The sequence below is a fragment of the Pseudomonas koreensis genome (assembly GCF_025447595.1).
Lineage (GTDB): Bacteria > Pseudomonadota > Gammaproteobacteria > Pseudomonadales > Pseudomonadaceae > Aquipseudomonas > Aquipseudomonas koreensis_H.
In genome coordinates, this window is record NZ_JAOEJU010000031.1 from 1 (window position 1) to 25,148 (window position 25,148).

Consider the following 25,148-nt stretch of genomic DNA (forward strand, 5'->3'; position numbering starts at 1 on the left):
GAACCCGAGCCACAGCGAGGGCCGTACGTCAGGGTAAAGCCTTTTGGGTTACCTTTTCGGCGTTTGGAAAAGGTGACTCGCCGTAAGGGCGAAACCCTAAGAAGCCGTTACCGCAGCAACGGATATACAAACAAAACCCGAGGAAACACCCAAAACAAAAAAGGCGCCCGAAGGCGCCTTTTCGCTTTACAGCCAACCCAGCCGTCAGGCCATTTCTGCAGTGGTCTCGAAGTCAAACGTCAGCTCACCATCCTTGATGTCGATGTGAACCACACCGCCATGCTCGGCCAGTTCGCCAAACAGAATCTCCTCCGCCAGCGGACGCTTGATCTTGTCCTGGATCAGACGCGCCATCGGACGAGCGCCCATGGCCGAATCGTAACCACCGGCCGCCAGCCAGCTGCGCGCCGCGTCGGTAACTTCCAGAAGCACACGCTTGTCTTCCAGCTGCGCCTGAAGTTCGGTAAGGAACTTGTCCACCACGCTCTTGATGACCTCATGACTGAGGCGACCAAACTGAATGATGGTATCCAGACGGTTGCGGAATTCCGGCGTGAAGCTCTTCTTGATCACTTCCATCGCATCGGACGAGTGGTCCTGATGGGTGAAACCGATCGAAGCACGTGCCGCCGTTTCAGCACCGGCGTTGGTGGTCATGATCACGATCACGTTGCGGAAGTCCGCCTTGCGCCCGTTGTTGTCGGTCAGCGTGCCGTGGTCCATCACCTGCAGCAGCAGGTTGAAGACTTCCGGATGCGCCTTCTCGATTTCATCGAGCAGCAATACGCAATGCGGTTGCTTGGTGATCGCTTCGGTCAACAGACCGCCCTGGTCGAAACCGACATAACCCGGAGGCGCACCGATCAGACGCGACACGGTGTGGCGCTCCATGTACTCGGACATGTCGAAACGCACCAGTTCGATCCCCAACGCCTTGGCCAACTGACGCGCGGCTTCGGTTTTACCAACACCGGTCGGACCTGCAAACAGGAACGAACCGACAGGCTTGTCAGGCGACTTGAGACCGGCACGGGACAGCTTGATCGCAGTCGACAGCGAATCGATCGCAGCGTCCTGACCGAACACCGTCAGCTTCAGGTCACGCTCAAGGTTACGCAGCAGTTCCTTGTCGGAGCTGGTGACGTGCTTCGGCGGAATCCGCGCGATTTTCGCAACGATGTCCTCGACTTCAGGTACTTCGATGCGTTTCACACGCTTCTCGACCGGTTGCAGACGCTGGTAGGCGCCCGCCTCGTCGATCACATCGATGGCCTTGTCCGGCATGTGCCGATCATTGATGTAGCGCGAAGCCAGTTCCGCAGCGGCGCGCAGCGACTCATCGCTGTATTCGATGTTGTGATGCTGTTCGAAGCGACCTTTCAGACCACGCAGGATACCGATGGTGTCCTCCACCGACGGCTCGACGACATCGACCTTCTGGAAGCGACGTGCCAAGGCACGGTCTTTTTCGAAGATGCCACGGAACTCCTGGAACGTGGTCGAGCCGATGCAGCGAATGTCGCCAGACGACAGCAGCGGTTTGAGCAGGTTCGAGGCATCCATGACGCCACCGGACGCGGCACCCGCACCGATAATGGTGTGGATTTCGTCGATGAACAGGATCGCCTGCGGACGTTTTTTCAGTTCGTTGAGCAGCGCCTTGAAGCGCTTCTCGAAATCACCGCGATACTTGGTGCCCGCGAGCAGAGCGCCCAGATCGAGGGAATAAACGACGCTGTTGGCCAGCAGGTCCGGCACCTGGTTGTCGACGATGCGCTTGGCCAGGCCTTCGGCAATTGCGGTTTTACCCACGCCCGCCTCACCTACCAGCAGCGGGTTGTTCTTGCGACGACGTGCGAGAATCTGCGCGACACGCTCGACTTCCGTTTCACGCCCGACGAGCGGATCGATCCGCCCCTGACGTGCAAGTTCGTTGAGGTTGCTGGCATAAGCGTCCAGCGGATTGCCTGAAGAAGAAGACTCACCGCCCTCGTCGTCCTGCATATCTTGTTCACCTTCAGAGTGATCGCCATGCCCCGGCACTTTGGAAATGCCGTGGGCGATATAGTTGACGACATCAATGCGTGCAACGCTCTGCTGTTTAAGCAGGAACACCGCCTGACTCTCTTGCTCACTGAAAATTGCAACCAGCACGTTGGCGCCGGTCACTTCGCGTTTGCCCGAGCTCTGCACATGAAAGACAGCACGTTGCAGCACACGCTGGAAGCCCAGGGTTGGCTGGGTTTCGCGATCCTCGTCATGGACGGGGATCAGTGGCGTGGTGGAGTCGATGAACTCCTGCAGGTCGTGCTTGAGTTTGTCGAGGTTTGCGCCGCAGGCACGCAATACGGTGGCGGCAGCCTCATTGTCCAATAGGGCCAGCAGCAGGTGTTCGACGGTCATGAATTCATGACGTTTCGAACGCGCCTCCTTGAAGGCAAGATTGAGGGTGACTTCGAGCTCGCGGTTTAACATAGCTTCACCTCATACCCAAGTGGTCGGCGATTAACCGTCCTTCTCGATTTCACAGAGTAGCGGATGCTGGCTTTCCCTGGCGTACTGGTTGACCTGCATGGCCTTTGTCTCGGCGATGTCGCGGGTAAACACTCCACATACTGCCCGTCCTTCTGTGTGGACGGCCAGCATGACCTTGGTCGCCAGCTCGCGATTCAGGTTAAAAAACACCTCGAGCACTTCGACGACGAAATCCATCGGTGTGTAGTCATCATTAAACAAAACCACCTTGTACATCGGCGGCGCCTGTAACGCAGGCTTTGCTTCCTGAACAGCAACGCCTGCCGAATCGTCGTCGTGCTCCTGTGGAAGATCCTTTTGGAGAAGCGGGCGATCCTGATTGAATGTTAGTCGAATCTGGCTGATTGCATGCATGGAAAGAAAGGTTCGTCAGTTGTGCAAATACAGTGGTGGGGGCGGCTTGACACGTTTTCAACTCCGACTGCCCGGTCACCTTGACTATCGGGAAAACGGTGTTACAACCAATAGAACCCACAGTGGGGAAAAAAGATCCGCGGAGTCAATCTTTTTAACGGATTCGACTGCGGATGAATTGGATGATACTCCAGCGATGGAGACTGTTGCAGAGGGATTTGAGCATGGCTGTCGGCAAGGTGAAATGGTTCAACAACGCCAAGGGGTTCGGTTTCATCAATACCGACTCCCGCGAGGGGAAGGACGAGGACGGCAAGGAGATCGATTTCTTTGCCCACTATTCCGCCATTGAAATGGACGGATACAAAACCCTCAAAGCCGGGCAAATCGTCAAATTCGAGATCGTGCAAGGGCCCAAAGGCCTGCATGCCACAAAAATTCAGAATGTCGATGCCGTAAAAGATGCCGCCTCGGCAACCGCTCAGCACCAGTCGGTGACCAGCTGAAGCGACCCGAACACCTGCCAGAAAACAAACCGCCCGGCTCGATCACTCGAGCCGGGCGGTTTCGTTGCAGCTGCCGTTCTTACATGTGCTTGATCAGCGCTTCACCGAAGCCCGAAGAAGACACCAGCGTGGCGCCTTCCATCAGACGTTCGAAGTCGTAGGTCACGGTCTTGGCCTTGATGGCGCCATTGGTGCCCTTGATGATCAGGTCGGCCGCCTCGGTCCAGCCCAGGTGGCGCAGCATCATCTCCGCCGACAGAATCACCGAACCCGGGTTGACCTGGTCCTTGCCGGCATATTTCGGCGCGGTACCGTGGGTCGCCTCGAACATGGCCACGGTGTCGGACAGGTTGGCACCCGGCGCGATACCGATACCGCCCACTTCCGCCGCCAGGGCGTCGGACAGGTAGTCACCGTTGAGGTTGAGGGTGGCGATCACATCGTATTCGGCCGGACGCAGCAGGATCTGCTGAAGCATGGCGTCGGCGATGGCGTCCTTGACGACGACTTCGCGGCCGGTTTTCGGGTTCTTGAATTTCATCCACGGGCCGCCATCGAGCAGCTCGGCGCCGAATTCTTCCTTCGCCACCTCATAGCCCCAGTCCTTGAACGCACCTTCGGTGAATTTCATGATGTTGCCCTTGTGCACGATGGTCAGCGACTTGCGGTCGTTGTCCACTACATATTGCAGGGCCTTGCGCACCAGACGCTTGGTGCCTTCTTTCGAAACCGGCTTGATGCCGATGCCGCAATCCTGGTCGAAACGGATCTTGGTGACGCCCATTTCTTCTTTCAGGAACTTGATGACCTTGGTGGCCTCAGGCGAGCCGGCCTTCCATTCGATACCGGCATAAATGTCTTCGGAGTTCTCGCGGAAGATCACCATGTCGACGTCACCAGGCTTTTTCACCGGGCTCGGCACGCCTTCGAACCAAACCACCGGACGCAGACAGACATACAGATCGAGCTGTTGACGCAAGGCAACGTTGAGGGAACGGATGCCGCCACCGACCGGGGTGGTCAGCGGGCCTTTGATGGAAACCACGTAATCCTTGACGGCGTCCAGGGTTTCCTGGGGCAGCCAGGTGTCCTGGTCATAAACCTGAGTTGCTTTTTCGCCAGCATAAACCTCCATCCAGGAAATCTTGCGCTTGCCCCCGTAGGCTTTTTCTACGGCAGCATCAACCACTTTGATCATCACAGGGCTGACGTCGACGCCAATGCCGTCACCTTCGATGAAGGGAATGATCGGGTTATCAGGGACATTGAGAGAATGGTCTGCGTTGACGGTGATTTTGTCGCCGACGGCTGGAACCTGAATCTTCTTGTAACCCATGCTGAACTCCATTGTTTGGATTGAACATCTGGCTTGGTTCGAGCGTAACCCAGTTGAATCAACACGCAAACCCTCTGTTCCGGGCGCGGCCACATCTCGTTTCGTACAAGCCTGAAAGCAAAGGGAAAAGCGCCAATCTCAAGCATTCACGGCGACTCTACGCCCCACCCCGCCCTGCGACCTTTAGACCAATGGACGAGAATCGTTGCATATGAACCATCGGCAGATTGCCAGCTACCTATGTATAATGCCGCCCGCTGACCAAAGGGTCACGACGGCTGGCCTCTCTAGCACGAGACTTTCCGCCTGATTGGTCGGGTTGTTACCGCAGTCCGACTGCTTGACGCTCTACTGATGCACCCAACATCACCGCGAAGATTCTCGACATTCGGTTCATGGATGACTTTGAACGAACGCGCTTACCCGGCGCCCCTCGAGTTTCTGCGCACGCTTTAGCAAAGAAGAGAGAGTTAATCCGAATATGCCCACCCGCTCGAAGATCATCTATACCTTCACCGACGAAGCTCCAGCCCTCGCCACCTATTCCCTGCTGCCGATCATCGAGGCTTACACCGCCTCGGCCGATATCGCCGTGGAAACCCGCGATATCTCTCTTGCAGCACGTATTCTGGCCAGCTTCCCCGAGCAACTGGGCGACAAAGCCGTAGCCGACCACCTCGCCGAACTGGGCGACCTGGCCGTTACGCCTGAAGCCAACATCATCAAGCTGCCGAACATCAGCGCCTCGGTTCCGCAACTGCAAGCCGCGATCAAAGAACTGCAAGCCCAGGGCTACAACCTGCCGGATTACCCGGAAACCGTGACCAGCGACGCCGACAAAGACGCCAAGGCGCGCTACGACAAGGTCAAGGGCAGCGCCGTGAACCCGGTTCTGCGTGAAGGCAACTCCGACCGTCGCGCGCCGCTGTCGGTCAAGAACTACGCTCGCAAGCACCCACACAAAATGGGCGCCTGGGCCAAGGACTCCAAGTCCCACGTCGCTCACATGAGCACCGGCGATTTCTACGGCAGCGAAAAAGCTGCCCTGATCGACGCCGCTGACGCCGTGAAGATCGAGCTGATCGCCAAAGACGGCACCGCTACCGTCCTGAAAGAAAAAACCACCGTTCAGGCGGGCGAGATCCTCGACTGCTCCGTGATGAGCAAAAAAGCCCTGCGCGCGTTCATCGCCGCTGAAATCGACAGCGCCAAGCAACAAGGCGTGCTGCTGTCGGTTCACCTGAAAGCCACCATGATGAAGGTCTCCGACCCGATCATGTTCGGCCAGATCGTTGCCGAGTTCTACAAGGACGCCCTGACCAAGCACGCCGACGTGCTGGCCGAGATCGGCTTCAACCTGAACAACGGCATCGGCGACCTGTACGCCCGCATCAAATCCCTGCCGGCCGAGCAGCAAGCCCAGATCGAAGCTGACGTTCAAGCGGTCTACGCCGTTCGTCCGTCGCTGGCGATGGTCAACTCCGACAAAGGCATCACCAACCTGCACGTGCCGAGCGACGTTATCGTCGACGCCTCGATGCCGGCCATGATCCGTGACTCCGGCAAGATGTGGGGCACCGACGGCCAGTTGCACGACACCAAGGCCGTGATCCCGGATCGCTGCTACGCCACCATCTACCAGGCCGTGATCGAAGATTGCAAAGCCAACGGCGCTTTCGATCCGACCACCATGGGCAGCGTGCCAAACGTTGGCCTGATGGCTAAAAAGGCTGAAGAATACGGCTCCCACGACAAGACCTTCCAGATCAAGGCCGACGGCGTGGTTCGCGTGACCGACAGCAAAGGCACCCTGCTGATGGAACAGGCTGTTGAAGCCGGCGACATCTTCCGCATGTGCCAGACCAAAGACGCGCCGATCCAGGACTGGGTCAAACTGGCCGTCAACCGTGCTCGTGCAAGCGCAACTCCAGCCATTTTCTGGCTGGACCCGATGCGCGCCCACGACGGCGTGGTGATCGAGAAGGTTCAGGCTTACCTGAAGGATCACGACACCGCCGGTCTGGACATCCAGATCATGGCGCCGGTCGATGCCATGAAATACACACTGCAGCGCACCCGCGAAGGCAAGGACACCATTTCGGTGACCGGCAACGTACTGCGCGACTACCTGACCGACCTGTTCCCGATCATGGAACTGGGCACCAGCGCCAAGATGCTGTCGATCGTGCCGCTGATGAACGGCGGTGGCCTGTTCGAAACCGGCGCCGGCGGTTCGGCTCCGAAGCACGTGCAGCAACTGGTCGAAGAGAACTTCCTGCGCTGGGATTCGCTGGGTGAGTTCCTGGCCCTGGCCGCTTCTCTCGAGCACCTGGGTGTGAACTACAACAACCCGAAAGCGCTGGTTCTGTCCAAGACTCTGGATCAGGCTACTGGCCAGTTCCTCGACAACAACAAGTCGCCATCGCGCAAAGTCGGCAACATCGACAACCGCGGCAGCCACTTCTACCTGGCAATGTACTGGGCACAAGCCCTGGCCGCCCAGACCGAAGACACTGCACTGCAAGCGCAGTTCGCGACTCTGGCCAAGACCCTGACCGAGAACGAAGCGACCATCGTCGCCGAGCTCAACGCCGTTCAAGGCAAGCCAGTGGACATCGGCGGTTACTACCACGCCAATGCCGAGCTGATCAGCAAGGCCATGCGCCCAAGCGCAACCCTCAACGCGGCCATCGCTGCGCTGGTATAAGGTTGTAAAGGGAACATCACAAACCCCGGCCATGCGCCGGGGTTTGTGTTTTCAGCGTTCACACAATCCCCCTGTGGGAGCGAGCCTGCTCGCGAATGCGGTTTATCATTCAGCATCTTCATTGACTGACCCACCGCTTTCGCGAGCAGGCTCGCTCCCACAGAGGATTGGGTTTCAACCAATAGATTGAGGAAGGTTTATGGAATGGCTCCCCCACATCACCGTCGCCACCATCGTCGAGGACAACGGTCGTTTCCTGATGGTCGAGGAACACAAGGCCGGGCGTAACGTGCTCAATCAGCCTGCCGGTCATCTGGATCCGGACGAAACCCTGATCGAAGCCGCCGTGCGCGAAACCCTCGAAGAAACCGGCTGGGACGTCGAGCCCACCGCCGTGGTCGGCATTTATCTGTACACCGCCCCGAGCAACGGCGTGACTTACCAGCGCGTGTGCTTCAGCGCCAAAGCCGTGAAACATCACCCGAATTATCAGCTCGACGACGGCATCGTCGGCGCCAAGTGGCTGACCCGCGAGGAATTAATCGAGCAGCGCGAGCACTGGCGCAGCGAGCTGATCATCCGTTGCATCGATGATTATCTGGCCGGCAATCGCTTCGGCCTCGAACTGATCCGCCCTTCCCTTTAGCCTTGAGGCCGTGAGCCTGATAGAATCGCGTCCTTTTTCAAGACACTCATTGAATCCCTATGCGTGATCCAGCCCCTTCTGACACATCCAAGAAGCGCGTCATTGTCGGCATGTCCGGCGGCGTGGACTCTTCCGTTTCCGCTCTCCTGCTGATCGAGCAGGGTTATGAGGTGGAAGGCCTGTTCATGAAGAACTGGGAAGAAGACGACGGAACGGAATACTGCACCGCCATGGACGACCTGGCGGATGCTCAGGCTGTGTGCGACAAGATCGGTATCAAGCTGCACACCGCCAACTTCGCCGCCGAGTACTGGGACAACGTGTTCGAGCACTTCCTGGCCGAATACAAGGCCGGCCGCACGCCGAACCCGGACATCCTGTGCAACCGCGAGATCAAGTTCAAGGCATTCCTCGACTACGCCATGATGCTCGGCGCCGACCTGATTGCCACCGGTCACTACGTGCGCCGCCGCGACATTGATGGCCGCACCGAGCTGCTCAAGGGCCTGGATCCGAACAAGGATCAGAGCTACTTCCTGCACGCCGTCGGCGGCGAACAGATCGCCAAGACCCTGTTCCCGGTCGGCGAGCTGGAAAAACCGGAAGTCCGTGCCATTGCCGAGAAATACGAGCTGGCGACTGCCAAGAAGAAGGATTCCACCGGGATCTGCTTCATCGGCGAGCGTCGTTTCAGCGATTTCCTCAAGCAATACCTGCCGGCGCAACCGGGCGAGATCAAGACCACCGAAGGTGAAGTCATCGGCCGCCACCACGGCTTGATGTATCACACCATCGGCCAGCGTCAGGGCCTGGGCATCGGCGGTCTGAAAGACGCCGGCGATGAGCCGTGGTACGTGCTGCGCAAGGATCTGGACACCAACGAACTGATCGTCGGCCAGGGCAACAACCATCCGTGGCTGTTCTCCAGCGCCCTGCTCGCTTCGGAAATCTATTGGGTCAACCCGATCGATTTGAGCCAGCCGCTGCGCCTGACCGCCAAGGTTCGTTATCGCCAGAGCGATCAGGCCTGCACCCTGGAAAAAACCGAGACCGGTTATCGCGCCGTGTTCGACGAGCCGCAACGCGCGGTTACGCCGGGCCAGTCGGTGGTGTTCTATGACGGTGAAATCTGCCTCGGCGGCGGCGTGATCGAAGTCGCCGAGCCGTGGAGCGGCCAGGCATGAGCCCGACTCAGGAGCAATTGACCGCTCTGGGCGGCGTGTTTCTCGCCGCCGTGCTGGTCGACCGGATCGCCAAGACCGGCCAGACCAACGAGGCCGGCCTGAGCTGCATGCTCGGCAGCCTGCTGGTTCGCGACCCGAAAGACACCCTGGATGTGTACGGCGGCGACGATATCAACCTGCGCGAGGGTTACCGCGCGCTGGTCGGCGCCCTCGAACGCGACCCGAGCACCTTGCAGCGCGAACCGCTGCGCTACGCGCTGTCGATGCTCGGTCTTGAGCGGCAACTGGCCAAGCGCAACGACATGCTCGACGTGATCGGCAAGCGCCTGCCGCAGATCCAGTCGCAGGTCGAGCATTTCGGCCCGGCCCACGAAAACGTGATCGCGGCCTGCGGTGCGCTGTATCAGGACACCCTGAGCACGCTGCGCCAACGCATTCAGGTGCATGGCGACATGCGCAATCTGCAGCAGCCGAGCAATGCCTCGAAGATCCGCGCCCTGCTGCTCGCCGGCATTCGTTCGGCACGCCTGTGGCGTCAGCTCGGCGGTCACCGCTGGCAGTTGGTCGTCAGCCGGCGCAAATTGCTCAAAGAGCTGTATCCGTTGATGCGCAGCGAGTAAATCGCTGCGCAACAAAAGCTTTGTAGTCTGTAACGCGTAATACGCCGGTCAGTTGGCGACGGACCGGCGGATTTTTTCATGTATGATACGCGCCCCATTTCGTTGCCCGACTGTCCGAGAACACCCCATGCAGCTCTCTTCGCTCACTGCGGTTTCCCCTGTTGACGGCCGCTACGCCGGCAAAACCCAGGCCCTGCGCCCAATTTTCAGCGAGTACGGTCTGATCCGTGCCCGCGTTCTGGTTGAAGTGCGCTGGCTCCAGCGCCTGGCCGCTCACGCCGGCATCCCGGAAGTGCCAGCCTTCTCCGCCGAAGCCAACGCCGTTCTGAATGAACTGGCCGAAAACTTCTCGCTGGAGCACGCCGAGCGCGTGAGAGAGATCGAGCGCACCACCAACCACGACGTAAAAGCGATCGAATACCTGCTCAAAGAGCAAGCGGCCAAGCTGCCTGAGCTGGCCAAGGTCAGCGAATTCATCCACTTCGCCTGCACCAGCGAGGACATCAACAACCTGTCCCACGCCCTGATGCTGCGCGAAGGCCGTGACGACGTGATGCTGCCGCTGATGCGCCAGACTGCCAACGCCATCCGCGAACTGGCCATCCGCTTTGCCGACGTGCCAATGCTGTCGCGCACCCACGGCCAGCCGGCTTCGCCGACCACGCTGGGTAAAGAACTGGCGAACGTGGTTTACCGTCTCGAGCGTCAGATCGCTCAGGTCGCCGCCGTTCCGCTGCTGGGCAAGATCAACGGCGCTGTCGGCAACTACAACGCTCACCTGTCGGCCTACCCGCAGATCGACTGGGAAGCCAACGCCCGCGCCTTCATCGAAGACGAGCTGGGCCTAGGCTTCAACCCGTACACCACGCAGATCGAGCCGCACGACTACATCGCCGAGCTGTTCGACGCCATTGCGCGCTTCAACACCATCCTGATCGACTTTGACCGTGACATCTGGGGCTACATCTCCCTGGGTTACTTCAAGCAGCGCACCATCGCCGGCGAAATCGGTTCGTCGACCATGCCGCACAAGGTCAACCCGATCGACTTCGAAAACTCCGAAGGCAACCTGGGCATCGCCAACGCACTGTTCCAGCACCTGGCGAGCAAACTGCCGATCTCCCGCTGGCAGCGCGACCTGACCGACTCCACCGTTCTGCGCAACCTCGGTGTCGGTTTCGCCCACAGCGTGATCGCGTACGAAGCGAGCCTCAAAGGCATCAGCAAGCTCGAGCTGAACGCTGACAAGATCGCTGCCGATCTGGACGCTTGCTGGGAAGTCCTGGCCGAGCCGATCCAGACCGTGATGCGCCGCTACAACATCGAAAACCCGTACGAGAAGCTGAAAGAACTGACTCGCGGCAAGGGCATCAGCCCTGAAGCGCTGCAGACTTTCATCGATGGCCTGGACATGCCGGCCGCTGCGAAAGCCGAGCTCAAGCAACTGACGCCGGCCAACTACATCGGCAACGCTGTAGCGCAAGCCAAACGCATCTGATCGACTGCTTGACCCGTTTGAGACGCCCGGCCGCGCCGGGCGTTTTTATTCCCGTCTGAAAAATGCTTTTTTTCAATAGGTTACATATGAATCCCGATATTCCTCTTCAACTTCTGGGTGGTCTTACGGCGCGCGAATTCATGCGCGATTACTGGCAGAAAAAACCACTGCTGATCCGTCAGGCGATTCCTGATTTCGAAAGCCCGATCGACGCCGACGAACTCGCCGGCCTGGCCCTGGAAGAAGAAGTCGAATCGCGCCTGGTGATCGAGCACGGCGAGCGCCCTTGGGAACTGCGTCGCGGCCCGTTCGCCGAAGACGAATTCAGCAAACTGCCGGAGCGCGAGTGGACCCTGCTGGTGCAGGCGGTCGATCAGTTCGTGCCGGAAGTCAGCGAGCTGCTGGAAAACTTCCGCTTCCTGCCGAGCTGGCGCGTCGACGACGTGATGATCAGCTTCGCCGCCCCGGGTGGCAGCGTCGGTCCGCACTTCGACAACTACGACGTGTTCCTGCTGCAAGGCCACGGCAAGCGCAACTGGAAAATCGGCCAGATGTGCGACTCCGAAAGCCCGCTGCTGCAACACGCAGATCTGCGCATCCTCGCCGAATTCCACGAGACCGAAGAGTGGGTCCTGGAACCGGGCGACATGCTCTACCTGCCGCCGCGCCTGGCTCACTGCGGCGTTGCCGTCGATGACTGCATGACCTACTCGGTCGGTTTCCGCGCACCGAGCGCCGCTGAAGTGCTGACCCACTTCACCGACTTCCTCAGCCAGTTCCTGACTGACGAAGAGCGCTACACCGACGCCGACGCCAAGCCGGTCAGCGATGATCCACATCAGATCCAGCACGATGCCCTCGGTCGCCTGAAAGCGCTGCTCGCCGAGCACATGAGCGACGAACGCCTGCTGCTGACCTGGTTCGGCCAGTACATGACCGAGCCGCGCTATCCAGAGCTGGTGGTCGGCCCGGAAGAAGTCGAGGAAGAAGACCTCCTCGGCGCGCTCGAAGACGGCGCCATCCTGATCCGCAACCCGAGCGCGCGCCTGGCGTGGTCGGACGTCGATGACGATCTGCTGCTGTTCGCCAGCGGCCAGAGCCGTTACCTGCCGGGTAAGCTGCGCGAACTGCTGAAACTGATCTGCTCCGCCGACGCCCTGCACACCGACAACCTCGGTGACTGGCTGAGCGACGAAGACGGTCGCGGCCTGCTGTGCGAACTGGTCAAACAGGGAAGCCTGGGGTTCGCCGACGATGAATAAGATTCGCGTACGTGTTGCAGACTGGCAAAAGGACAACGCCGAGATCCGCCGCATTCGCGAAACGGTGTTCATTGCCGAACAATCGGTTCCACCCGAGCTTGAGTGGGACGCCGATGACGCCACGGCGGTGCATTTTCTGGCTTTCGAAGGCGACTTTCCGATCGGCACCGCCCGCCTCTTGCCCGACGGGCATGTCGGCCGGGTTTCGGTGCTCAAGGACTGGCGCGGGCTGAAGGTCGGCGATGCGCTGATGCAAGCGGTGATTGCCGAAGCGGAAGCACGCGGCTTGAAGCAGCAAATGCTTAGCGCTCAGGTGCAGGCCACGGCGTTCTATGAGCGCCTGGGCTTCAACCTGGTCAGCGAGGAATTCCTGGAAGCAGGGATTCCGCATGTCGATATGGTTCGTCATTCGGCTTAAGACCGAGGCGCTTTTTTCGCGAGCAAGCTCGCTCCCACAGGATTGACGCTGAACCTGTGGGAGCGAGCTTGCTCGCGATAGCGGCCTCAAGAACACTCAAAACGCCCCGCCATTTTCGGATGCCGGGGCGTTTTGCTGTCTACGATTCAACTTGCCCCACCCCGGGCCGACAAACTGGCAATATCAAGCCTTTCAAAAGCGGAGATAACGGACATGTCCCTACGCACCCTGCTCACCACCCTGCTGCTCGGCTGCAGTATTTCGGTGATGGCAGCCACAGAAATCGTGCCCCTCAAGTACCACACCAGCGCCGACATGCTGCCGGTGGCTCAGGACTTCCTCGGCAAGGACGGCCAGGTCAGCGCTTATGGCAATCAACTGATCGTCAAGGCCGAACCCGGCAAGATCGAAGAACTCAAGGACCTGCTCTCGCAACTCGACACCGTGCCCAAGCGCCTGCTGATCACGGTCGACACCAACGAAAACAACGGTCGTGGCGATGAAGGCTATTCGGTCAACGGCGCGCAAACCCGAATCATCAGCCGCAGCACCGCCAGCCGTGACGGCGGCATTCAGCAGATCCAGGCCAGCGAAGGCGCACCGGCGCTGATCCAGGTCGGCCAGAGCGTGCCAATCACCAGCAGCCAGACCAACTCCTACGGCGATTACAGCAGCCAGACTCAATATCGCAACGTCACCCAAGGGTTTTACGTCACCGCCAGCGTCACCGGCGAAACCGTTCACCTGGCCATCAGTACCAACCGTGACCGCATGAGCCAGGAGCGTCCCGATGTAGTGAACGTACAAAGCACCGACACAACTGTCACCGGGCGCCTCGGCGAATGGATCACCCTCGCCGGCGTGAATCGCCAGACCCAGGCCGACAAACAGGGCCTGGCCCGCAGCTACTCGACTCAAGGCCGGGATGACATGACGTTGCGGGTGAAAGTCGACACGTTGGACTAAAGCACCAAAAACTGACTGATTAGTCGTATTAGACGAAAGATGTAGTGCTTTAAAAAAAGCACTACAAAACGTTTGACGAGCCAAAAAAGCGAAGGCATGATGGCCTCGCTCCCGCTAATCAGAGGCCCTGGCAAGGGCCTTCGAAGCGATGCTCGCAACCATCCCCGCGAGCCGTTTCGTGTCTGTACCGCCCACAAGGTGTGTTTGACGAGGTTGCCGACTGGAACGAAGTTGTCCCGAGGGACGGAAGCGTAATTAGGTAACCCGGCTTTACACTGTAGTTCGTATAAAGGCCCACGACGCCCGAATGCGCCCGCCAGTTCGCCTTTACCTGCTCACTTCCCCTCGAGCCCATCGTTCATCCCGTCGCCTGCCCCGCCGAACCCGACCTGACCACCTAAGCTTCTGGTCAGCGAGCGCAAGGAATTTTCCACCGCAGAACAACTTTTCATAAAGACGCGACGAGGTTTATCTCCATGGCACTGACACGCGAACAGCAAATTGCAGCCCTTGAAAAAGACTGGGCTGAAAACCCGCGCTGGAAAGGCGTGACTCGCAATTACTCCGCTGCTGACGTCGTCCGTCTGCGTGGCTCGGTTCAACCAGAGCACACCTTTGCAAAAATGGGCGCCGAGAAGCTGTGGAACCTGGTTACCCAGGGTGCCAAGCCGTCCTTCCGCCCAGAGAAAGATTTCGTCAACTGCATGGGCGCCCTGACCGGCGGCCAGGCTGTGCAGCAGGTTAAAGCCGGTATCCAGGCGATCTACCTGTCGGGCTGGCAAGTCGCTGCGGACAACAACTCCGCCGAATCGATGTACCCGGACCAGTCGCTGTACCCGGTGGACTCGGTTCCAACCGTGGTCAAGCGCATCAACAACTCGTTCCGTCGTGCCGACCAGATCCAGTGGAAAGCCGGCAAGAACCCGGGCGACGAAGGCTACATCGACTACTTCGCGCCAATCGTGGCTGACGCTGAAGCCGGTTTCGGCGGCGTACTGAACGCCTACGAGTTGATGAAGAGCATGATCGAAGCAGGCGCTGCCGGCGTTCACTTCGAAGACCAGCTGGCTTCCGTGAAGAAATGTGGCCACATGGGCGGCAAGGTTCTGGTTCCAACCCAGGAAGCCGTACAGAAGCTGACCGCTGCTCGTCTGGCTGCCGACGTTGCTGGCGTACCGACCATCATCCTGGCCCGTACCGACGCCAACGCTGCCGACCTGCTGACTTCCGACTGCGACCCGTACGACCAGCCGTTCGTGACTGGCACCCGTACCCAGGAAGGCTTCTACAAGGTTCGTGCAGGTCTGGATCAGGCAATCGCCCGTGGCCTGGCCTACGCGCCGTACGCCGACCTGATCTGGTGCGAAACCGCCAAGCCGGACCTGGACGAAGCCCGTCGTTTCGCCGAAGCGATCAAGAAGGAATACCCGGACCAGATCCTGTCGTACAACTGCTCGCCTTCCTTCAACTGGAAGAAAAACCTGGACGACGCGACCATCGCCAAGTTCCAGCGCGAACTGTCCGCCATGGGTTACAAGCACCAGTTCATCACCCTGGCCGGCATTCACAACATGTGGCACAGCATGTTCAACCTGGCGCACGACTACGCCCGCAACGACATGACTGCCTACGTGAAGCTGCAAGAGCAGGAATTCGCTGACGCCGCCAAGGGTTACACCTTCGTGGCTCACCAGCAGGAAGTGGGCACTGGCTACTTCGACGACATGACCACCGTGATCCAGGGCGGCACGTCCTCGGTGACCGCGCTGACCGGTTCGACCGAAGAAGAACAGTTCCACTGATCGACTTCGCCTGAGCGAACGGCCTTTGCGGACCGTATAGAAAGCTAACCGCACTGCCGAAAAACTGACGCCCCGACTGGTTCGGGGCGTTTTTTTGCCTGCAGGAATCTCACAGACACTACAAATTCCATGTGGGAGCGAGCCTGCTCGCGAAGGCGTTCAGTCAGTTTGCAACTGCACTGACTGATCCGTCGTTTTCGCGAGCAGGCTCGTTCCCACAGATTTCTCAACCTGCGAGAAAAAAACATTGATCCAGAGCGGTACGAGCGCAAGAAAAATCGGCTAAAACGGGGGCTGCCGCTACTTGTAGTAACGCGCATATAAGACAACTTCCCAACTACTGACCCGTTAAACAGTTACCAAACCACTCCAAACGATATTAATTATCATTTAGCGGCAACTATGTTCGTTACATTTCCTACAAAACATAATTCGTGAAATCCCGGCTAATGCCCGCAACGCATGGGCTGCGGGCCCTTCGAGGTGCGCTATGTCCTTATTCCAATAAATAATTTCGCTATAGGAATTTTACTTGCCGGGTGTTTAGCCATAAAATCAGCGCGATTGATTGCTGCGACATATCGTCACTGCCTTATTTCTTTATCAAGCTCAGAGACCTTTGCTCTCTGTTAAGGATTTCCAGCATGCCCGAAGCGACAGGACTCATGGCCCACAACTGGGGCTTTGCCATTTTCCTTCTGGGTGTAGTCGGCCTGTGTGCCTTCATGCTCGGTGTCTCCAGCCTCCTCGGGTCAAAAGCCTGGGGCCGCAGCAAAAACGAACCGTTCGAGTCCGGCATGCTACCTACCGGTGGCGCCCGCTTGCGGCTCTCAGCCAAATTCTATCTGGTCGCGATGCTCTTCGTGATCTTCGATATCGAAGCCCTCTTTCTCTTTGCATGGTCTGTGTCCGTCCGCGAAAGCGGCTGGACCGGATTCGTCGAAGCTCTCGTTTTCATAGCAATTCTGTTGGCAGGTCTTGTCTACCTGTTCCGAGTGGGCGCCCTTGACTGGGCTCCGGAAGCTCGTCGCAAGCGGCAGGCGAAGCTGAAACAATGAGGCTTTGGCAATGCAATACAATCTCACCAGAATCGACCCCGATGCTCCTAACGAGCAGTATCCGATCGGCCAGCGGGAAACCGTTTCCGATCCGTTAGAAGATCAAGTCCACAAAAACATTTTCATGGGCAAGCTGGAAGACGTGCTGAGTGGCGCGGTCAACTGGGGACGTAAAAACTCCCTGTGGCCGTACAACTTCGGTCTGTCGTGCTGCTACGTGGAAATGACCACCGCCTTCACGGCGCCCCACGACATCGCGCGCTTCGGCGCCGAAGTTATCCGGGCATCACCGCGTCAGGCCGACTTCATGGTTATCGCCGGGACCTGCTTCATCAAGATGGCGCCGATCATTCAGCGCCTGTACGAGCAGATGCTCGAGCCCAAGTGGGTGATCTCGATGGGTTCGTGCGCCAACTCCGGCGGCATGTACGACATCTACTCCGTGGTTCAGGGGGTGGACAAGTTCCTGCCCGTTGACGTCTACGTACCTGGCTGCCCGCCCCGTCCAGAAGCATTTCTGCAAGGCTTGATGCTGTTGCAGGAATCCATTGGCCAGGAGCGTCGCCCACTTTCCTGGGTCGTTGGCGATCAAGGCGTTTATCGCGCCGACATGCCTTCGCAGAAGGAACAGCGCCGCGAACAGCGAATCGCAGTCACCAACCTGCGCAGCCCTGACGAAGTCTGATCCAGTCTGTTTCAAAGAAACGAGAAGCTGGCTTCATTCTTTACGTTGACCGAAAGCGAAAAAATAACCATGACTACAGGCAGTGCTCTGTACATCCCGCCTTATAAGGCAGACGACCAGGATGTGGTCGTCGAACTGAACAACCGTTTTGGCGCCGAAGCGTTCACCGCTCAGCCGACCCGCACCGGCATGCCGGTGCTGTGGGTGGCTCGCGCCAGACTCGTCGAAGTCCTGACCTTCCTGCGCAACCTGCCCAAGCCGTACGTCATGCTCTATGACCTGCACGGCGTGGACGAGCGTCTGCGCACCAAGCGTCAAGGGCTGCCGAGCGGTGCCGATTTCACCGTGTTCTATCACCTCATGTCGCTGGAACGTAATAGTGACGTGATGATCAAGGTCGCCTTGTCCGAGAGCGACCTCAGCTTGCCGACCGTCACCAGCATCTGGCCGAACGCCAACTGGTACGAGCGTGAAGTCTGGGACATGTACGGCATCGACTTCAAAGGTCACCCGCACCTGTCGCGCATCATGATGCCGCCGACCTGGGAAGGTCACCCGCTGCGCAAGGACTTCCCGGCGCGCGCCACCGAATTCGATCCGTTCAGCCTGAACCTGGCCAAGCAACAGCTTGAGGAAGAAGCCGCGCGTTTCCGTCCTGAAGACTGGGGCATGAAGCGTTCCGGGGCGAACGAGGACTACATGTTCCTCAACCTGGGTCCGAACCACCCTTCGGCTCACGGTGCGTTCCGCATCATTCTGCAACTGGACGGTGAAGAGATCGTCGACTGCGTTCCGGACATCGGTTACCACCACCGTGGTGCCGAGAAGATGGCCGAGCGTCAGTCCTGGCACAGTTTCATTCCTTACACCGACCGTATCGACTACCTCGGCGGCGTGATGAACAACCTGCCGTACGTGCTCTCGGTCGAGAAGCTGGCCGGCATCAAGGTGCCCGAGAAGGTCGACGTCATCCGGATCATGATGGCCGAGTTCTTCCGGATCACCAGCCACCTGCTGTTCCTGGGTACTTACATCCAGGACGTCGGCGCCATGACCCCGGTGTTCTTCACCTTCACCGACCGCCAGAAGGCGTACACGGTGATCGAAGCCATCACCGGTTTCCGTCTGCACCCGGCCTGGTACCGCATCGGTGGCGTCGCCCACGACCTGCCACGCGGCTGGGAAAAACTGGTGAAAGACTTCGTTGAATGGCTGCCAAAGCGCCTCGACGAATACACCAAGGCCGCCCTGCAGAACAGCATCCTCAAGGGTCGTACCATCGGCGTTGCCCAGTACAACACCAAAGAGGCACTGGAATGGGGCGTCACCGGTGCCGGCCTGCGTTCCACCGGTTGCGACTTCGACCTGCGTAAAGCGCGCCCGTACTCCGGCTACGAGAACTTCGAGTTCGAAGTGCCGCTGGCTGCCAACGGCGATGCCTACGACCGCTGCATGGTTCGCGTCGAAGAAATGCGCCAGAGCGTCAAGATCATCGACCAGTGCCTGCGCAACATGCCGGAAGGCCCGTACAAGGCGGATCACCCGCTGACCACGCCGCCGCCGAAAGAGCGCACGCTGCAGCACATCGAAACCTTGATCACGCACTTCCTGCAAGTTTCGTGGGGCCCGGTCATGCCGGCCAACGAATCCTTCCAGATGATCGAAGCGACCAAGGGCATCAACAGTTATTACCTGACGAGCGACGGCGGCACCATGAGCTACCGTACCCGGATCCGCACTCCAAGCTTCCCACATCTGCAACAGATCCCTTCGGTGATCAAAGGCAGCATGGTCGCGGACCTGATTGCGTACCTGGGTAGTATCGATTTCGTTATGGCCGACGTGGACCGCTAAGCATGAACAGCACGCTTATCCAGACAGACCGTTTCACCCTGAGTGAAACCGAGCGCTCGGCCATCGAGCACGAGCTGCATCACTACGAAGACCCGCGCGCGGCGTCGATCGAAGCCCTGAAGATCGTTCAGAAAGAACGCGGCTGGGTGCCGGACGGCGCTCTGTACGCCATCGGCGAGATCCTCGGCATCCCGGCCAGCGACGTTGAAGGCGTGGCCACGTTCTACAGCCAGATCTTCCGTCAGCCGGTCGGCCGTCACATCATTCGCGTCTGCGACAGCATGGTCTGCTACATCGGCGGCCACGAGTCGGTGGTCAGCGAGATCCAGAACAACCTGGGTATCGGCCTGGGTCAGACCACTGCCGACGGTCGCTTCACCCTGCTGCCGGTCTGCTGCCTCGGCAACTGCGACAAGGCACCGGCGCTGATGATCGATGACGACACCTTTGGCGATGTCCAGCCTGCCGGCGTCGCCAAACTGCTCGAGGGCTACGTATGACCCTGACCTCTTTCGGTCCTGCCAACCGCATTCAGCGTTCGGCCGAGACTCACCCGCTGACCTGGCGCCTGCGTGACGACGGCGAAGCCGTGTGGCTCGACGAGTACCAGGCCAAGAACGGTTACGCCGCTGCGCGCAAAGCCTTCGCCGACATGGATCAGGACGCCATCGTCCAGACCGTGAAAGACGCCGGCCTCAAGGGTCGCGGCGGTGCAGGCTTCCCCACTGGCGTGAAGTGGGGCCTGATGCCAAAGGACGAATCCATCAACATCCGCTACCTGCTGTGCAACGCGGATGAAATGGAGCCGAACACCTGGAAAGACCGCATGCTGATGGAGCAACTGCCCCATCTGCTGATCGAAGGCATGCTGATCAGTGCCCGCGCGCTGAAAACCTACCGTGGCTACATCTTCCTGCGTGGCGAGTACACCACCGCCGCCAAGCACCTGAACCGTGCCGTGGAAGAAGCCAAGGCAGCCGGCCTGCTGGGCAAGAACATTCTGGGCAGCGGCTTCGATTTCGAGCTGTTCGTCCACACCGGCGCCGGGCGTTACATCTGCGGTGAAGAAACCGCACTGATCAACTCCCTCGAAGGCCGCCGCGCCAACCCGCGCTCCAAGCCGCCCTTCCCTGCCGCCGTTGGCGTGTGGGGCAAGCCGACCTGCGTGAACAACGTTGAAACCCTGTGCAACGTGCCGGCGATCATCGCCGACGGCGTGGACTGGTACAAATCGTTGGCCCGCGACGGCAGCGAAGACATGGGCACCAAGCTCATGGGCTTCTCCGGCAAGGTCAAGAACCCCGGCCTGTGGGAACTGCCATTCGGCGTGACCGGTCGCGAGCTGTTCGAAGACTACGCCGGCGGCATGCGCGACGGTTACAAGCTCAAGGCCTGGCAGCCAGGCGGCGCCGGTACCGGTTTCCTGTTGCCGGAACACCTCGACGCACAAATGTACGCCGGCGGCATCGCCAAGGTGGGCACCCGTATGGGTACCGGCCTGGCCATGGCGGTGGACGACAGCGTCAACATGGTGTCCCTGCTGCGCAACATGGAGCAGTTCTTCGCTCGCGAATCCTGTGGTTTCTGCACCCCTTGCCGTGATGGTTTGCCATGGAGCGTCAAGCTGCTGATGGCCATCGAACAAGGCCGCGGTCAGCCAGGCGACATCGAGACCCTGCTGGGTCTGGTCAACTTCCTCGGCCCGGGCAAGACCTTCTGTGCTCACGCACCGGGTGCCGTGGAGCCGTTGGGCAGTGCCATCAAATACTTCCGTCCAGAGTTCGAAGCCGGTATCGCGCCTGCAAGCGCCGCCGTCCCGCCCCTGGCGAAGCCGATCACAGTCGGCGCGTAAACGCTTAAAAAGGCGAAGGGTCCGTGCCCTTCGCCTTTCGTCCGATGACGCCTTTCGGGGCTGACTGGATTCGGACGGATAACAAGATTCCATTAGCCACGCCCGCTGACACCGGGCCAACGAAGACCTTTGAACCATGGCCACTATCCACGTAGACGGCAAAGCGCTCGAAGTCGACGGGGCAGACAACCTGTTACAGGCATGTCTGTCGCTGGGCCTCGACATCCCTTATTTCTGCTGGCACCCCGCGCTTGGTAGCGTCGGGGCCTGCCGCCAGTGCGCGGTCAAGCAGTACACCGACGAGAACGACACCCGTGGTCGCATCGTCATGTCCTGCATGACCCCTGCCACCGACAACACCTGGATCTCCATCGACGATGAAGAATCCAAGGCGTTCCGCGCCAGTGTCGTCGAATGGCTGATGACCAATCACCCGCACGACTGCCCTGTGTGCGAAGAAGGCGGTCACTGCCACCTGCAAGACATGACCGTGATGACCGGCCACAACGAGCGCCGTTATCGCTTCACAAAACGTACTCACCAGAACCAGCAACTGGGCCCGTTCATTTCCCACGAAATGAACCGCTGCATTGCCTGCTACCGCTGCGTGCGTTTCTACAAGGACTACGCCGGCGGCACCGACCTCGGTGTGTACGGCGCCCACGACAACGTGTACTTCGGTCGCGTTGAAGACGGCACCCTCGAAAGCGAGTTCTCCGGCAACCTCACCGAGGTCTGCCCGACCGGTGTGTTCACCGACAAGACTCACTCCGAGCGCTACAACCGTAAGTGGGACATGCAGTTCTCGCCGAGCATCTGCCATGGCTGCTCGAGCGGTTGCAATATCTCCCCGGGCGAGCGTTACGGCGAACTGCGTCGCATCGAAAACCGTTACAACGGTTCGGTGAACCAATACTTCCTGTGCGACCGTGGCCGTTTCGGCTATGGCTACGTCAACCGCACCGACCGTCCACGTCAGCCGCTGCTGGCCGACGGCACCAAGCTGAGCCTGGACGACGCGCTGGACAAAGCCGCCGACCTGCTGCGTGGTCGCAACATCGTCGGTATCGGTTCGCCGCGTGCCAGCCTCGAAAGCAACTACGCGTTGCGTGAACTGGTCGGCGCCGAGCACTTCTACTCCGGTATCGAAGCCTCCGAGCTGGAACGCATCCGTCTGGTCCTGCAAGTGCTGAAAGACAGCCCGCTGCCAGTGCCGAACATGCGCGACATCGAAGACCACGACGCCGTGTTCGTCCTCGGTGAAGACCTGACCCAGACCGCCGCCCGCATGGCCCTGGCCCTGCGTCAGTCGGTCAAAGGCAAGGCCGAAGACATGGCCGAAGCCATGCGCGTCCAGCCTTGGCTCGACGCCGCGGTGAAGAACATCGGTCAGCACGAGCTGAACCCGCTGTTCATCGCCAGCCTGGCTGAAACCAAACTCGACGACATCGCCGAAGAGTGTGTACACGCCGCTCCAGACGATCTGGCCCGCATCGGTTTCGCCGTGGCTCACGCCCTGGACGCCAGCGCACCGGCCGTTGAAGGCCTGGACGCCGAAGCCCTGGAACTGGCCAAGCGCATCGCCGACGCCCTGCTCGCGGCCAAGCGCCCGCTGATCATCGCCGGTACTTCGCTGGGCTCCAAAGCCTTGATCGAAGCCGCTGCAAACATCGCCAAGGCCCTGAAGCTGCGTGAGAAGAACGGTTCGATCAGCCTGATCGTGCCGGAAGCCAACAGCCTCGGCCTGGCCATGCTCGGTGGCGAATCGGTCGATGCAGCGCTGCAAGCGGTCATCGACGGCAAGGCAGACGCCATCGTCGTGCTGGAAAACGATCTGTATACCCGCACCGCCAAGGCCAAGGTCGATGCGGCTCTGAACACTGCGAAAGTAGTGATCGTTGCCGACCATCAGAAGACCGCCACCAGCGACCGCGCGCATCTGGTTCTGCCAGCCGCCAGCTTCGCTGAAGGCGACGGTACGCTGGTCAGCCAGGAAGGTCGCGCCCAGCGCTTCTTCCAGGTTTTCGACCCGCAATACATGGACGCGAGCATTCTGGTCCACGAAGGCTGGCGCTGGCTGCACGCCCTGCGCGCCACCCTGCTGAACCAGCCGATCGACTGGACGCAACTCGACCACGTCACCGCTGCCGTTGCTTCGAGCACCGGGCAACTGGCCCGTATCGTCGACGCCGCGCCGTCCGCCTCGTTCCGCATCAAGGGTCTGAAACTGGCCCGTGAGCCGCTGCGTTATTCCGGTCGCACCGCGATGCGCGCCGACATCAGCGTTCACGAACCACGCACCCCGCAAGACAAGGACACCGCGTTCGCCTTCTCGATGGAAGGTTACTCGGGCTCCGCCGAACCGCGCTCGCAAGTGCCGTTCGCCTGGTCGCCGGGCTGGAACTCGCCGCAAGCCTGGAACAAGTTCCAGGACGAGGTCGGTGGTCACCTGCGCGCTGGCGATCCGGGCACTCGCCTGATCGAAAGCAACGGTGATTCGCTGAACTGGTTTGCTGCTGCTCCACGCGCATTCAACCCGGCGCCGGGCACCTGGCAAGCCGTGCCGTTCTTCCACCTGTTCGGCAGCGAAGAGAACTCTTCGAAAGCCGCTCCGGTTCAGGAACGTATCCCGGCCGCCTATGTTGCACTGGCCAAGTCCGAAGCCGATCGCCTGGGCGTCAACGACGGTGCTCTGCTGAGCCTTAACGTCGCTGGCCAGACTCTGCGTCTGCCGCTGCGTATCAATGAAGAACTGGGCGCAGGTCTGGTGGCATTGCCTGCGGGCATCGCCGGCATTCCACCGGCATTCGCCGGCGTATCCGTTGATGGTCTGCAGGAGGCAGCGCAATGACCTGGTTCACCCCTGAAGTGATCGATGTGATCCTGACGGTCATCAAGGCCATCGTGATCCTGCTGGCTGTGGTGGTCGCAGGCGCGTTGCTCAGCTTTGTCGAGCGTCGCCTGCTGGGCTGGTGGCAGGACCGTTACGGTCCGAACCGCGTTGGCCCGTTCGGCATGTTCCAGATCGCGGCCGACATGCTGAAGATGTTCTTCAAGGAAGACTGGACCCCGCCGTTTGCCGACAAGGTGATTTTCACCCTGGCGCCGGTGGTGGCCATGTCCGCCCTGCTGATCGCGTTCGCGATCATCCCGATCACCCCGACCTGGGGCGTGGCGGATCTGAACATCGGCCTGCTGTTCTTCTTCGCCATGGCTGGTCTCTCGGTCTACGCGGTGCTGTTCGCCGGCTGGTCGAGTAACAACAAGTTCGCCCTGCTGGGCAGCTTGCGTGCCTCGGCGCAGACCGTGTCCTACGAAGTGTTCATGGGCCTGGCCCTGATGGGCATCGTGGTGCAGGTCGGCTCGTTCAACATGCGCGACATCGTCGAGTACCAGGCGCAGAACCTGTGGTTCATCATTCCGCAGTTCTTCGGCTTCTGTACCTTCTTCATCGCTGGCGTGGCCGTGACTCACCGTCACCCGTTCGACCAGCCGGAAGCGGAACAGGAACTGGCCGACGGTTACCACATTGAATACGCCGGTATGAAATGGGGCATGTTCTTCGTCGGTGAATACATCGGCATCATCCTGATCTCGGCGCTGCTGGTCACCCTGTTCTTCGGTGGCTGGCACGGTCCGTTCGGCATCCTGCCGCAACTGTCCTTCGTCTGGTTCGCACTGAAGACCGCGTTCTTCATCATGCTGTTCATCCTGCTGCGCGCTTCCATCCCGCGTCCGCGTTATGACCAGGTGATGGATTTCAGCTGGAAATTCTGCCTGCCACTGACCCTGATCAATTTGCTGGTGACCGCTGCAATCGTGTTGTGGAACACGCCTGCGGTTGCGGTTCAGTGAGGATTTGACC

At 59.8% G+C, this 25,148-nt stretch carries 20 protein-coding genes; 17 read left to right on the top strand and 3 right to left on the bottom strand.

Features of this window, described 5'->3' with window-relative positions:
- Window positions 1–204: 204 nt before the first annotated feature.
- Window positions 205–2,475 carry an ATP-dependent Clp protease ATP-binding subunit ClpA gene (clpA, locus tag N8H71_RS26205; protein ID WP_007951436.1) on the bottom strand — a complete coding sequence of 757 codons (2,271 nt, stop codon included), beginning with the start codon at window positions 2,473–2,475 and terminating at the stop codon, window positions 205–207.
- 30 nt (window positions 2,476–2,505) lie between these two features.
- A complete protein-coding gene (clpS, locus tag N8H71_RS26210; protein WP_011334948.1) occupies window positions 2,506–2,889 on the bottom strand; it encodes an ATP-dependent Clp protease adapter ClpS in 384 nt (127 codons plus the stop codon).
- A gap of 224 nt (window positions 2,890–3,113) precedes the next feature.
- On the opposite strand from clpS, the gene N8H71_RS26215 reads away from it, so the two are divergent.
- On the top strand, window positions 3,114–3,395 hold the full coding sequence (locus N8H71_RS26215) for a cold shock domain-containing protein (RefSeq protein ID WP_262196215.1): 282 nt from the start codon (window positions 3,114–3,116) through the stop codon (window positions 3,393–3,395).
- 79 nt (window positions 3,396–3,474) lie between these two features.
- On the opposite strand, the gene icd is transcribed toward N8H71_RS26215, so the two are convergent.
- Window positions 3,475–4,731, bottom strand: a complete 1,257-nt coding sequence (icd, locus tag N8H71_RS26220; RefSeq protein ID WP_007951441.1) for an NADP-dependent isocitrate dehydrogenase — start codon at window positions 4,729–4,731, stop codon at window positions 3,475–3,477.
- Between the two features lie 481 nt (window positions 4,732–5,212).
- On the opposite strand from icd, the gene N8H71_RS26225 reads away from it, so the two are divergent.
- The 16 genes from N8H71_RS26225 to nuoH all read left to right on the top strand — a co-directional run bounded on the left by N8H71_RS26225 (window position 5,213) and on the right by nuoH (window position 25,138).
- The gene (locus N8H71_RS26225; protein ID WP_127798716.1) at window positions 5,213–7,438 is read left to right on the top strand and encodes an NADP-dependent isocitrate dehydrogenase; all 2,226 of its coding nucleotides are present in this window, start codon (window positions 5,213–5,215) and stop codon (window positions 7,436–7,438) included.
- A 199-nt stretch (window positions 7,439–7,637) separates the two neighbouring features.
- On the top strand, window positions 7,638–8,084 hold the full coding sequence (locus N8H71_RS26235; RefSeq protein WP_262196216.1) for an NUDIX hydrolase: 447 nt from the start codon (window positions 7,638–7,640) through the stop codon (window positions 8,082–8,084).
- A gap of 59 nt (window positions 8,085–8,143) precedes the next feature.
- On the top strand, window positions 8,144–9,268 hold the full coding sequence (mnmA, locus tag N8H71_RS26240) for a tRNA 2-thiouridine(34) synthase MnmA (protein ID WP_074688946.1): 1,125 nt from the start codon (window positions 8,144–8,146) through the stop codon (window positions 9,266–9,268).
- On the top strand, window positions 9,265–9,888 hold the full coding sequence (gene hflD, locus N8H71_RS26245; RefSeq protein ID WP_262196217.1) for a high frequency lysogenization protein HflD: 624 nt from the start codon (window positions 9,265–9,267) through the stop codon (window positions 9,886–9,888). Before mnmA ends, hflD begins: the two co-directional genes overlap by 4 nt.
- A gap of 127 nt (window positions 9,889–10,015) precedes the next feature.
- On the top strand, window positions 10,016–11,386 hold the full coding sequence (purB, locus tag N8H71_RS26250) for an adenylosuccinate lyase (protein ID WP_262196218.1): 1,371 nt from the start codon (window positions 10,016–10,018) through the stop codon (window positions 11,384–11,386).
- Between the two features lie 86 nt (window positions 11,387–11,472).
- Window positions 11,473–12,648, top strand: a complete 1,176-nt coding sequence (locus N8H71_RS26255) for a cupin domain-containing protein (RefSeq protein WP_007951451.1) — start codon at window positions 11,473–11,475, stop codon at window positions 12,646–12,648.
- On the top strand, window positions 12,641–13,066 hold the full coding sequence (locus N8H71_RS26260) for a GNAT family N-acetyltransferase (protein ID WP_007951452.1): 426 nt from the start codon (window positions 12,641–12,643) through the stop codon (window positions 13,064–13,066). Before N8H71_RS26255 ends, N8H71_RS26260 begins: the two co-directional genes overlap by 8 nt.
- A 213-nt stretch (window positions 13,067–13,279) precedes the next feature.
- Complete coding sequence (locus N8H71_RS26265) at window positions 13,280–14,032, top strand: secretin N-terminal domain-containing protein (protein ID WP_262196219.1); 753 nt, start codon at window positions 13,280–13,282, stop codon at window positions 14,030–14,032.
- 476 nt (window positions 14,033–14,508) lie between these two features.
- Window positions 14,509–15,834, top strand: a complete 1,326-nt coding sequence (gene aceA / locus N8H71_RS26270; RefSeq protein ID WP_011334956.1) for an isocitrate lyase — start codon at window positions 14,509–14,511, stop codon at window positions 15,832–15,834.
- Between the two features lie 644 nt (window positions 15,835–16,478).
- Complete coding sequence (locus N8H71_RS26275) at window positions 16,479–16,892, top strand: NADH-quinone oxidoreductase subunit A (RefSeq protein ID WP_003223812.1); 414 nt, start codon at window positions 16,479–16,481, stop codon at window positions 16,890–16,892.
- A gap of 10 nt (window positions 16,893–16,902) precedes the next feature.
- Window positions 16,903–17,577 carry a NuoB/complex I 20 kDa subunit family protein gene (locus N8H71_RS26280; RefSeq protein WP_007951456.1) on the top strand — a complete coding sequence of 225 codons (675 nt, stop codon included), beginning with the start codon at window positions 16,903–16,905 and terminating at the stop codon, window positions 17,575–17,577.
- 69 nt (window positions 17,578–17,646) lie between these two features.
- Window positions 17,647–19,431 carry an NADH-quinone oxidoreductase subunit C/D gene (gene nuoC / locus N8H71_RS26285; protein ID WP_179694430.1) on the top strand — a complete coding sequence of 595 codons (1,785 nt, stop codon included), beginning with the start codon at window positions 17,647–17,649 and terminating at the stop codon, window positions 19,429–19,431.
- Window positions 19,432–19,433: 2 nt separating this feature from the next.
- Window positions 19,434–19,931, top strand: coding sequence for an NADH-quinone oxidoreductase subunit NuoE (gene nuoE / locus N8H71_RS26290; RefSeq protein ID WP_003223804.1), 498 nt, complete (start codon window positions 19,434–19,436; stop codon window positions 19,929–19,931).
- Entirely contained in the window at window positions 19,928–21,283 is a 1,356-nt protein-coding gene (gene nuoF, locus N8H71_RS26295; protein WP_064597744.1) for an NADH-quinone oxidoreductase subunit NuoF, read from the top strand. The genes nuoE and nuoF overlap by 4 nt, the downstream gene beginning before the upstream one ends.
- 136 nt (window positions 21,284–21,419) lie before the next feature.
- Window positions 21,420–24,134, top strand: coding sequence for an NADH-quinone oxidoreductase subunit NuoG (nuoG, locus tag N8H71_RS26300; protein ID WP_262196221.1), 2,715 nt, complete (start codon window positions 21,420–21,422; stop codon window positions 24,132–24,134).
- Complete coding sequence (gene nuoH, locus N8H71_RS26305; RefSeq protein WP_007951460.1) at window positions 24,131–25,138, top strand: NADH-quinone oxidoreductase subunit NuoH; 1,008 nt, start codon at window positions 24,131–24,133, stop codon at window positions 25,136–25,138. Before nuoG ends, nuoH begins: the two co-directional genes overlap by 4 nt.
- Window positions 25,139–25,148: the final 10 nt, after the last annotated feature.